Annotated in this window: 8 protein-coding genes, 2 pseudogenes and 1 riboswitch; of the genes and pseudogenes, 2 read left to right on the top strand and 8 right to left on the bottom strand. The window is 71.4% G+C overall.

Translation table 11 applies throughout. From position 1 onward, the window contains the following. The 5 genes and pseudogenes from VIU94_RS15220 to VIU94_RS15240 all read right to left on the bottom strand — a co-directional run. Nucleotides 1-597, bottom strand: a pseudogene (locus VIU94_RS15220) (hypothetical protein); the annotation flags it as partial. A gap of 16 nt (nt 598-613) precedes the next feature. After that, nucleotides 614-1,624 carry a C40 family peptidase gene (locus tag VIU94_RS15225; RefSeq protein ID WP_331911707.1) on the bottom strand — a complete coding sequence of 337 codons (1,011 nt, stop codon included), beginning with the start codon at nt 1,622-1,624 and terminating at the stop codon, nt 614-616. Between the two features lie 230 nt (nt 1,625-1,854). Continuing rightward, nucleotides 1,855-2,883, bottom strand: coding sequence for a C40 family peptidase (locus VIU94_RS15230; RefSeq protein ID WP_331911717.1), 1,029 nt, complete (start codon nt 2,881-2,883; stop codon nt 1,855-1,857). Between the two features lie 257 nt (nt 2,884-3,140). Further along, nucleotides 3,141-4,505: an NYN domain-containing protein gene (locus VIU94_RS15235; protein ID WP_331911709.1), complete on the bottom strand. Its 1,365-nt coding sequence runs from the start codon at nt 4,503-4,505 to the stop codon at nt 3,141-3,143. 32 nt (nt 4,506-4,537) lie between these two features. Next, nucleotides 4,538-4,780, bottom strand: coding sequence for a hypothetical protein (locus VIU94_RS15240; RefSeq protein WP_318107272.1), 243 nt, complete (start codon nt 4,778-4,780; stop codon nt 4,538-4,540). A gap of 183 nt (nt 4,781-4,963) precedes the next feature. Between VIU94_RS15240 and VIU94_RS15245 the strand changes: the two are divergent. Together VIU94_RS15245 and VIU94_RS15250 are read left to right on the top strand one after the other, a co-directional pair. Next, nucleotides 4,964-5,735: pseudogene (locus VIU94_RS15245) on the top strand (rhomboid family intramembrane serine protease). Then, complete coding sequence (locus VIU94_RS15250; protein ID WP_189802211.1) at nt 5,732-6,013, top strand: Lrp/AsnC family transcriptional regulator; 282 nt, start codon at nt 5,732-5,734, stop codon at nt 6,011-6,013. The pseudogene VIU94_RS15245 and the gene VIU94_RS15250 overlap by 4 nt, the downstream one beginning before the upstream one ends. Nucleotides 6,014-6,063: 50 nt before the next feature. On the opposite strand, the gene VIU94_RS15255 is transcribed toward VIU94_RS15250, so the two are convergent. From VIU94_RS15255 to qcrB, 3 genes are all read right to left on the bottom strand, one after another. Beyond that, nucleotides 6,064-7,431 (bottom strand): aminotransferase class V-fold PLP-dependent enzyme, encoded by a 1,368-nt coding sequence (locus VIU94_RS15255; RefSeq protein ID WP_331911711.1) that lies wholly within the window; start codon nt 7,429-7,431, stop codon nt 6,064-6,066. Nucleotides 7,432-7,617: 186 nt separating this feature from the next. Next, nucleotides 7,618-7,734: riboswitch (SAM riboswitch) on the bottom strand. A gap of 76 nt (nt 7,735-7,810) precedes the next feature. Next, complete coding sequence (trpD, locus tag VIU94_RS15260) at nt 7,811-8,875, bottom strand: anthranilate phosphoribosyltransferase (RefSeq protein ID WP_331911713.1); 1,065 nt, start codon at nt 8,873-8,875, stop codon at nt 7,811-7,813. A gap of 134 nt (nt 8,876-9,009) precedes the next feature. Further along, complete coding sequence (gene qcrB, locus VIU94_RS15265) at nt 9,010-10,647, bottom strand: cytochrome bc1 complex cytochrome b subunit (RefSeq protein WP_331911715.1); 1,638 nt, start codon at nt 10,645-10,647, stop codon at nt 9,010-9,012. Between the last annotated feature and the right edge of the window lie 110 nt (nt 10,648-10,757).

Consider the following 10,757-nt stretch of genomic DNA (forward strand, 5'->3'; position numbering starts at 1 on the left):
CCAGGCCGCCGAGACGGCGGGCACCGCGCGGTCCGCCGCGGACGCGATGTCGCGCAGCCGCTGCGCGCTCTGGCCGACGCCGAGCACCAGGCTGCGCGTGCCGCGCACCACGTCGACGTCGCCCTGCTGCCACAGCTGCTGGGCGGCCCCCTTGCCGTTCCGCTCCGCGGTCACGAACCAGCGCCCGTCCCGCTCGGTCAGCTCCAGCTCACGCGGGCTCGTCACGGGGCCGGAGTCGTGGCCCTTGATCCGGTAGCCGAGCTCGGCCTCGGCCACCGCGCGGCCCTCGCCGGTCCGGTCGACGTCCGTCACCCGGTACGTCCACGAGGCGAACGGCACGTCCGCCAGCCGGTCGTACTCGCGCCGCGCGGCCGTCGCCGCAGCCGTGGCCCCGGGGGCGAACTCCGCGACGTACCCGGCCGGATCATGGTCGAGGACCGCCCGGGCGCGCCGGTCGAGGAGCCGCTGGATCTCGCCGGGGGCGGAGTCGGCCGGGGCGGAAGGCGTCACGCACCCGGCGAGCAGTCCGGACAGTCCGAGCAGGGTGAGCAGCAGGACGGCTGCACGCCGCGCGACTCCACTCCCCTGACCTGCCACCCTTCCGATCGTACGGTCACACCCGGGTGACCGTGACGTGGGACATCATGTTCACCGGGTCGTACCGGACCCGCGCGCCCGGGTAGGGGGCGTGGATCACCTGGCCGTTGCCCGCGTACATGCCCACATGGCTGGCGTCGCCCCGGTACGTCACGATGTCGCCGGGCTGCGCCTGCGAGAGCGGCACCTGCCGGCCCGCGTACCGCTGCGCCTGCGAGGTGCGCGGCAGGCTCACGCCCGCCTGCCGGTACGACCAGACCATCAGGCCCGAGCAGTCGAAGCCGGACGGACCGGTCGCACCCCACACATACGGCCTGCCCACCGCGCTGCGCGCGGCCATCACCGCGGCGGCGGCGCGGGACGAGGTCGCGCCCAGGCCCTCCAGCGGCGGCAGTTCGCCGTCCCGCCCGGACCGGGACGCCCGGTCGAACTCCGCCCGGTCCCCGGCGGGCAGCGCGTCGAGGGCGCGGCGCGCCTCGGCGAGCTTGCGCTCGACGGTCCGCTTGTGCGTGGCGACCTGCCGCCTGCTGAGCTCCAGCTCGGCGAGCGCCCGCCCGGCCTCGGTCCGCTCCTGGGACAACCGGCGCAGCTCCTGCTGGAGTTCGCGCAGCGCGTCGCCCTGCCGGGCGGTGACCCGGTCGAGCCGGGCGGCCCGGTCCAGGTACGTGTCGGGGCTGGAGGAGAGCAGCAGGTCGAGCACCGGGTCGATGCCGCCGGAGCGGTACTGCGCCCCGGCGAGCGTGCCCAGCGCGCCCCGCATCCGGTTGATCCGCTCCTGGCCGCGGGCCACGCTGTCCCGGACCCGCGCGACCTTCGCGCGCAGCTGGTCGGCGCGCTCGTCGGCCTTGTTGTAGCCCTCGGTGGCCCGCTCGGCCTCCTCCAGGAGCCGGTCGACGGCGGCCCGGGGGGCCTCGGGACCGCCCTGCGGATCGGCCTGCGCCGGTGCGGCGCCGCCCAGGGCCGCGGCGGCGGTGGCCGCCGCGGCGGACAGAACGGTGGCCTTCGAGGGCCGGCGATGGGACGCCACGGACCGCGCTCCTTTCCGCTGTGCGCACAAGACGCGTGCACGATGCACGCACGACGCATGCAAGACGCGTGTGACGTCTGGGACGTCGTCGCGACGGCAGACAGTAACCCGTCGACCACGGAGCGACCAACGAACGCGCCGCGTACGCACAGTGACGCCCCGCCGGAGATCACAGGTCACCGGCGGGGCGTGGAGTCAGCGCGGGGAGAGGCGATTCCCCCGATCGGACGTCAGATGCGGACGCCGAACTGGAAGGTGCCCATGTAGTCCATGGACTCGTAGCGGACGACCGCGCCCGGCTTCGGGGCGTGCAGGATCGTGTTGTTGCCCGCGTACAGGCCCACGTGCGAAAGGCTGTTGAAGAAGACCAGGTCGCCCGGCTTGAGCTGGCTGCGGCCGATCTTCACGCCGTCGTTCTGCTGGGTGTAGGTGGTGCGGGTCAGGCTGACGCCGGCCTGCCGGTAGGCCCACTGCGTGAGACCGGAGCAGTCGTACGAGTTGGGGCCCTCGGCGCCGGAGACGTACGGCTTGCCCTGCTGGGTGGCGGCGGCGTTGAGGGCGACCCTGCCGCGCTCGGAGGCGGGCACCTCGTTGCCGAGGTCGACGCGGTCGCCGGCGGCGCGGCTGGCGCGCTGCTCGTCGGCCTGCATCTTCGCGCGCTCCGCGGCGGTCAGCGTGTTGAGCAGCTTCTGCGCCTCGGAGAGCTTGCCCTGGAAGGACTTCTTCTTCTCGCCGAGCGTCTTGCGGACGCTCTCCAGGTCGGCGAGCTTCGTGGTGGCCTCGGCGCGCTGCTGGGCGAGGATCCGCTGCTTCTCCTGGATCGACTGGAGCACGTCGGCCTGCTTGGCGCTCAACTGGTCGATCGCGGACGCCTTGTCGAGATAGGTGTCCGGGTCGGAGGAGAGGAAGAGCTGGAGCGACGGGTCGATGCCGCCGGACCGGTACTGGGCGCTGGCGACCGAACCGATGCTGTCGCGCAGGTCGTTGAGCTCGCCCTGGCCGCGGGCCACCTTGTCCTGAAGGGCGCTGATCTCCTTCTGCAGCTTGCCGCGGCGCTCCTCGGCCTGGTTGTACTGCTCCGTGGCCTCTTCCGCCTCGTGGTGCAGCTTGTCGACCTTCGACTTCACGTCGTCGATCTTCGGCTTCGGGGCGGCGATGGCCCCGGCCTGCGCGGAGAGGGCGACTGCGGCAGCGGCGGTGGCGGTGAGCACGGTCACGCGGGTGCGGCTCGGCTGCTTGGGACGACGGTGGGACGCCACGAAGGCGATCTCCTTCTGCCTCGAGCCGCCTGGCCGCACGTCGGGCAGGCGGTCCTTCACTGCCATCCCGGTTGGATGATCTACCGCGCGAAGGTTCGAGGCCCGACCCTAGTGACCATCTTGTGATCAGTTCAAATCCTCATGCGAAAAATCTCGCCCACCAGGCACATAATTTACAGACAGCACACTGGCAGTAATGAGCACTTGACCCTGCGCCCTCCAGAATTCGGGCATTGCACCCAGGAGTTGCCGAGCCGTCACGAGAGGCGCGAAAGGCGCTTCAGCAACAAGACGGACGCGACCGGCCGGGCCCCGGCCTTGGCGACGCCGTCGGCGACCTCGCGGTCGGTGGAGACCACCACCACCGGCCGGCCCGGCGGCTCGGCCCGGACCAGCTGACGGATCAACTCGTCGGCCGTCACGCCGGGCTTGGAGAACAGCACCCGCACCCCGCGCGGCGGCGCGAGCAGCACCGGGGCGGCCAGCTCGGCCCCGTCGAAGACGCAGGTGATCTCGGCCCCCGAGCGGGCCGCCAGCGCGGACAGGCCGCCGAGCAGCCGCAGCCGCTGCTTCTCCAGCGGCATCGTCGGATAGCCGGTCTTGGTCACGTTGTAGCCGTCCACCACCAGATGCGCCTGGGGCAGCGCGAGCAGTTGGTCGAGCAGCGCGGGGTCGGTGTCGGACAGTGCGCGGGCCGCGATGTCCTTCGGCGACATCCGGCCCGGCTCCACCGCGTCGACCGTGTCCGCCGGGTGCACGGAGACCGGCGGCAGGGCCAGTTCGCGACGGAGCCCCGCCGCGGCGTCGAGGACGGTGTCGAGCAGCAGCCGCAGCCGCATGTCCTCCACCGAGCGACCCTCGCGGGCGGCGCGCCGGCTGGCCTCCAGGGCCGCCTCGACCTCGCCGAGCCGGGACTTGAGCCGCCGGGTCTCGCTCTCGGCGGCCGACACCTGCGCCGCGGCCTCCGCCTTGATCGCGTCGATCTCGCCCTGGGTGCGGCGAAGGGCGGCCTCGCCGCGCTTCACATCGCTCTGGGCGCTGCGCAGTTTCCGGTGAAGCGATTCCGCTTCCTTGCGGGCCGCCTCCATGTCGTGGCGCAACTGCTCGGTCTCGGACCGGCCGCGCTCCTTGGCGGCGGCGACCTCCTCGCGCAGCCGCTCCAGTTCGCGCCGGCCCGCCTCGTCGGCCCGCTCGGCGTCGGCCCGCTGGGCCTCCTCGCCGGCGGCGGCGACCAGCTTGACCCAGCCGGCCGGCCGCAGCACGTACGCGGCGGCGGCGACGTCGACGGGATCGGCGGCGGCCGGCGGCGCGCCGGACTCGACGGCCCCGGCCAGTTCCGGTTCGGACTCCCGGAACCGCTCGCCGATCCGCTGCCGGAACAGCGGGTCGCTCTCCAGCGCGGCGGCCATGGCGTTGCCCGCGAACTTGGCGCGGCGGGACGGGGTGAAACGGGCGTACTGCCGCAAGGCGGCCGGGAGCTCGGTGACCGTCAACCCGCCGAAGGCGTCCGAGACCAGCGCGACGACCCGTCGCCGCACGCCTTCCGGCAGCGGTCGGTCGAGCGCCTCGGCGGCGTCGCCGACCGCACCGGCCGGCTCACCGTCCCGTGCGGGCTGCTCCACGTTCCGTCACCTCATCGTCGTCCGCGCGTGCGTCAGGAAGCCGTACCCGGCCTGTCCACCAGTTCGATCTGGTCCACCGCGTTGCACCAGCGGCAGCGGACCGACTCGATGGTCTCACTGACCACCTCGCGCTCCTCCACGGTGGGCTCGCCGGCCAGGTCCAGATGGACGTACTCGACGACCTTCGAGGACCGGGTCACGTCGAAGCGGGTCAGGTTTCCGCAGAGCGTGCAGCGCCAGCGGGTCTCGGCGGTCGGCTGGGGAACCGTCGTCATCGTGCCGTCCTCATTCCTGTCCAAGGGGTCCCGCGGTGCGCCGTCGAACTGCGGAGGTACTGCCCGTAACCCTACGACCATGAGGGTCCCCCCTGCTCAGGCGGAGCCGAGGTCGGGGGACGGTCTCCCCTGTCGCGGCGAGGCACTCTGTCCCGCTCGGTCCGGTTACGCCATGATCTGTGCATGATCGACTGGTGGGGAGCAGCGCGGAACACGGTGCGGAACACGGTCCACGGACCGACGATGACGTACGGCGTCATCGCCGTCTGCTGCGTGGTCTTCCTGGTCGGTCCGGTCTCCGGGTTCAACCCGGCGTACGGCACGGGCGAACAGCTCCTCGCCGCGCAGAGCGCATGGTTCCGGCGCTGGGGCGTGATCCCCGCCGAGCTGATGAGCAGCGAGCCGCACGCCCTGCTCTCCCCGCTGACCGCGCTGTTCGTCCACGGCAACTGGCTGCACCTGCTGGGGAACATGCTCTTCCTCTCCGTCTTCGGCGCGATGGCGGAGGAGCGGATGGGAGCGGTGGAGTTCCTTCTCTTCTATCTCGGCGGCGGCTATCTCGCGCTGCTGGCGTACGCCGCCGCCCACGCCACCAGCGAGCAGACCCTGGTCGGGGCGTCGGGGGCGATCTCCGCGGTGCTCGGGGCGTTCCTGTTCCTCTTCCCCCGGGCCCGGGTGACCAGCCTGTTCCCCTTCTTGCTCTTCCTGCCGCTGCGCTTCCCGGCCTGGATCGTGCTGGTCTTCTGGTTCGCCCTGCAATGGCTCGCCGCCCGCTCCGCCGGACCCGGGCCGGGCGTCGCGTATCTGGCGCACGTGGTGGGCTTCGCGATCGGCTTCCTCTACGCCTGGGGGCGCTTCCGCACGCCTGCGCCTTCCCGCAAGGCAACCTCCGGACCCCCGGCCCAGTAGGCTGAGGGCTCCAGCCGCGGCGACCGAGGGAGAACACCAGCCATGATCACCGCGATCGTGCTCATCAAGACCAGCGTGGACCGCATCCCCGAGATCGCCGAGGCCATCGCCGCGCTCGACAGCGTCAGCGAGGTCTTCTCCGTGACCGGCACGTACGACCTGATCGCCATGGTCCGGGTGCCGCGCCACGACGACCTGGCGGACGTCATCCCCGGCCGCATCAGCAAGATCCCCGGCGTCGAGGCGACGGACACGCACGTGGCGTTCCGTACGTACTCCCAGCACGACCTGGAAGCGGCCTTCGCCATCGGCCTGGAGTCCTAGGACGAAAAGGGCCTCCCGGCGGGAGGCCCTTCACCCGGACGAGTGGATCCTCAGCCGCGGTCCGGGACGCAGCGGCCGTCCTCGGTGCGGTACTTCCACTGCGCGCCGTCCCGCACCAGCTCCTTCACGGCCCGGACGAACCGCTCCACGTGCTCGTCCGGAGTACCGGCCCCGAAGCTCACCCGAATGGCGTTCAGCGAGCGTTCCCCCGGCTCGGCCTCCGGCGCCCCGCACTCGCCGACGTCCTGCGGGTCGCTGCCCAGCAGGGTGCGGACCAGCGGGTGGGCGCAGAACAGGCCGTCGCGGACGCCGATGCCGTACTCGGCGGAGAGCGCGGCGGCGAAGTGCGAGCTGTTCCAGCCCTCGACGACGAACGAGATGACGCCGACGCGCGGCGCGTCGTCGCCGAAGAGCGAGAGCACCCTGACCTCGGGCACCTCGGCCAGCCCGGCGCGGACGGTGTCGATCAGATGCTGCTCGCGGGCGACCAGGGTGTCGAAGCCGGCCTCGGTGAGCGCCTTGCAGGCGGAGGCGATGGAGTAGACGCCGATGACGTTCGGCGAACCGGCCTCGTGGCGCGCGGCGGTGGTGTGCCACTCGACGTCCACGCCGCCGTCGGCACGGCGGGCGACCTTGCGCGAGGCGCCGCCGCCGGCCAGGTACGGCTCCGCGTCCGTCAGCCAGTCGGCGCGGCCGGCCAGCACGCCCGAGCCGAACGGCGCGTACAGCTTGTGCCCGGAGAAGGCGACCCAGTCCACGTCCGACTCCCGTACGGAGACGGGGTGGTGGGGGGCGAGCTGGGCGGCGTCCAGGACGATCCGCGCGCCGTGCGCATGGGCCGCGGCGGCGAGCTCCCGCACCGGCCACAGCTCGCCGGTGACGTTGGACGCGCCGGTCACGCAGACCAGGGCGGGGCCGTAGGGGTCCCGGTCGGCGAGCGCGCGCTCCAGGGTGTCGACGGCCTGCCGCGGGGTGCGCGGGGCGTTGAGGTAGGTGACGCGGGCGTCCTTCCAGGGCAGCAGCGAGGCGTGGTGCTCGGTCTCGAAGACGAACACCTGGCAGTCGGCGGGCAGGACGGCGGCGAGCAGGTTGAGCGAGTCGGTGGTCGAGCGGGTGAAGACGACCTGGTCGTCCTCTCGGCAGTCGAGGAACCCGGCGACGGTGGCCCGGCTGCTCTCGAACAGGTCGGTGGAGAGCTGCGAGAGGTACCCGGCGCCGCGGTGCACGCTGCCGTAGTACGGGGCGTAGGCGGCGACGTCGTCCCAGACCCGCTGCAGGGCCGGCGCGCTGGCGGCGTAGTCGAGGGCGGCGTACGCGACCTCGCCGCCGGTGACGAGCGGGACGGTGACGTCACGGCCGAGGACGGGCAGCGGCTCACAGACGGCGGTGGCGGAGGCGGCGACGGCGGAAACAGACATGGGGAACTCCCGTACAAGGCAGGCGAATTCGACGCCTCGACGCGGAGGGACGCGAACGAGCCGTCACCGCGGAGGCGCACAAGAAAAGAGAAGAAGGGTGCGCGAAGAAGGGGCTTCGAGCCCTATCGCATTCGCTTGCTCACGAGACTGCTCCCTTGAGGACCAGGACCCCAGGGTTGGCGCAGGGGTCCGCGCTTGCCACGGACCTTGCTGTCCACGGCCTGGTCTTCACCCGGGGCACCCCGCCACGGACGGAGGGTTGCCGGACAGCCAGCCGGGGCTTCGAGGCTGTCACTCATGACCTGTGGCAGAACGTATGCCACCGCTCGCTGTGCGCGCAACCCCGTCCGGGATGCGGACGGGGTCGCGCGGACCTTGTCTACGCGTTGCTCGCCGCGACCCAGCGCTCCAGCGCCTGGCGGGCGGCCCCGGAGTCGATCGCCTCGGCGGCCTTCTCGATGCCCGCTCGCAGTTGCTCCGCCAGGGTGCCCTCGCCCGGGTGCAGCGCGGTCAGCGCCGCCGCCGAGTTGAGCAGGACGGCGTCCCGGACCGGGCCGGTCTCGCCGGCGAGGAGCCGGCGGGCCACGTCGGCGTTGTACGAGGCGTCCGCGCCGCGCAGGGCTTCGACGGGGACGAGGTCGATGCCCACGTCCCGCGGGTCGAAGGACTCCTCGCGCACCGCGCCGTCGCGGACCACCCACACCTTGGAGGTGGCGGTGGTGGTCAGCTCGTCCAGGCCGTCGTCACCGCGGAAGACCAGCGCGGAAGCGCCCCGCTCGGCCAGCACGCCGGCCATGATCGGGGCCATCCGGGGGTCGGCCACGCCGGTCGCCTGGGCCTTCACCCGGGCCGGGTTGGTGAGCGGGCCGAGGAAGTTGAACACGGTGCGCACGCCGAGCTGGCCGCGGGCGGCGGCGACATGGCGCAGCGCCGGGTGGAACTTCACCGCGAAGCAGAAGGTGATCCCGGCCTCCTCGGCCACCTCGGCCACCCGCTTCGGGGTCAGCTCCAGGTTGACGCCGAGCTTCTCCAGGACGTCGGAGGCCCCGGAGGCGGAGGACGCGGCCCTGTTGCCGTGCTTGACGACCTTGGCCCCGGCGCCGGCCACCACGATCGCCGACATGGTGGAGATGTTGACCGTCTTCGCGCCGTCGCCGCCGGTGCCGACGATGTCCACGGAGAGGCCGGGCACGTCGATCAGGTTGGCGTGCGCGTACATCGCCTCGACCAGGCCGGTCAGCTCCTGAACCGTCTCGCCCTTGGCGCGCAGCGCCACCGCGAAGCCGGCGATCTGGGCGTCGGTGGCCTCGCCGCGCATGATGCGGTCCATGGCCCAGGCGGTGGCCTCGCTGCTCAGGTCCTGGCCGGCGAGCAGGGTGTTCAGTACGACGGGCCAGGAGCGGTCCGCCGCGGTAGAGCCTCCAGCGGGGGTCACAGCGCTCATGGTCGCTCCTGGTGGTGTCGTCCGTACGGAAAGGTGCTTCCACCCTATCGATCCCCAGGGACGGCAAAGAGCCCCGTCCATCGAATGGACGGGGCTCTCGCCGTGGCGACCTTCAGGTCGTGCAGTTCAGGTGATCAGTGGTGGCCGTGGCCGCTCTGGATCTCCTTGTACTCGTCGGCGGTGGGCTTGGCGATCTGGTTGCCCTCGCCGTAGTAACCCCGGTTGAGCTTGACCCGGAGCTTCTCCATGCGGCCGATCTTGCGCACGACGCCGTTCTCGTCGACCGTCGGCGGCAGCTCGGCGGCCTCGTGCTGCTCGTGCGCCGTGAGGCGGTGCAGCTCGCCCTGGCTGAGCGGCACGTGGACCTCGACGAACTCACCGTGCGGCAGGCGCTTGATGATGCCCGACTCGCGGCCGTGCAGCACCTTGTCGTGGTCGCGGCGCTGGAGACCCAGGCAGATCCGCTTGGTCACGATGAACGCGATGACCGGGCCGACGAAGAACGCGATCCGCACGAACCAGGTGATCGAGTTGATCGACAGGTGGAAGTGGGTGGCCCAGATGTCGTTGCCACCACCGACCAGCATGATCATGTACGCGGTGATCCACGCGACGCCGAAGGCGGTGCGCGTCGGAGCGTTGCGCGGGCGCTGCGCGATGTGGTGCTCGCGCTTGTCGCCGGTGATCCAGGACTCGATGAACGGGTAGACCGCGATCGCCGCCAGGACCGCCGGGAAGATCGCCAGCGGGATCATCACGCCGAGGACCAGCGTGTGGCCCGCGAAGTTGATCTCCCAGCCCGGCATGACACGGATCAGACCCTCGGCGAAGCCCATGTACCAGTCGGGCTGGGCGCCGGTGGACACCTGGTCCGGGCGGTACGGGCCGATGGCCCAGATCGGGTTGATCGAGGCGATCGCCGCGATGATCGCGATGACGCCGAAGACCAGGAAGAAGAAGCCTCCGGCCTTGGCCATGTAGACCGGCAGCAGCGGCATGCCGACGACGTTCTTGTTGGTGCGGCCCGGGCCCTCGTAGTGCGTGTGCTTGTGGTACACGACGAGGATCAGGTGGGCGACCACCAGACCCAGCATGATGCCGGGCAGCAGCAGGACGTGGGCCGAGTAGAACCGGGCCACGAAGTCGCCGCCGGGGAACTCGCCGCCGAACAGGAACATCGACAGGTAGGTGCCGATGATCGGCACCGACAGGATCGCGCCCTGCATGAAGCGGACACCGGTGCCGGAGAGCAGGTCGTCCGGGAGCGAGTAACCGGTGAAGCCGGTGAACATGCCCAGGAAGAACAGCAGGAAGCCGAACAGCCAGTTGATCTCACGCGGCTTGCGGAACGCGCCGGTGAAGAACACCCGGAACATGTGGATGATCATCGCCGCGACGAACAGCAGCGCCGCCCAGTGGTGCAGCTGACGCATGAACAGGCCGCCGCGGACCTCGAGCGAGATCTCCAGCGCGGACTCGTAGGCCCGCGACATGTGGACGCCGCGCAGCGGGTCGTACGGCCCGTTGTAGACGACCTCCTGCATGGAGGGGTCGAAGAACAGCGCCAGGTACGCACCGGTGAGTAGCAGCAGGATGAAGCTGTACATCGCGATCTCGCCGAGCATGAACGACCAGTGCGTCGGGAAGACCTTGTTGAACTGCCTGCGCAACCCGGCGGCCGGGTGGAACCGCTGGTCGAGCTCCTCGAGGCCTTCGGCGGCCTTCGCCTGGAGCTTGCCGGACGATGTGGTCGGTGTCGTGATCGAACTCATGACTTCCGCTCCCAGAACCCGGGCCCGATAGGCTCGTCGAAGTCTCCCCTTGCGATGAAGTATCCCTCGTCGTCCACCGTAATAGGAAGTTGTGGAAGAGACCTCGTGGC

The sequence above is a fragment of the Streptomyces sp. genome, from assembly GCF_036566765.1.
Classification (GTDB): Bacteria; Actinomycetota; Actinomycetes; order Streptomycetales; family Streptomycetaceae; genus Streptomyces.

Coding starts and splice junctions, on each gene's coding strand:
- qcrB (WP_331911715.1), bottom strand. CDS start 10,647: ATGAGTTCGATCACGACACCGACCACATCGTCCGGCAAGCTCCAGGCG.
- VIU94_RS15250 (WP_189802211.1), top strand. CDS start 5,732: ATGATCACCGCGATCGTGCTCATCAAGACCAGCGTGGACCGCATCCCC.
- VIU94_RS15240 (WP_318107272.1), bottom strand. CDS start 4,780: ATGACGACGGTTCCCCAGCCGACCGCCGAGACCCGCTGGCGCTGCACG.
- trpD (WP_331911713.1), bottom strand. CDS start 8,875: ATGAGCGCTGTGACCCCCGCTGGAGGCTCTACCGCGGCGGACCGCTCC.
- VIU94_RS15255 (WP_331911711.1), bottom strand. CDS start 7,431: ATGTCTGTTTCCGCCGTCGCCGCCTCCGCCACCGCCGTCTGTGAGCCG.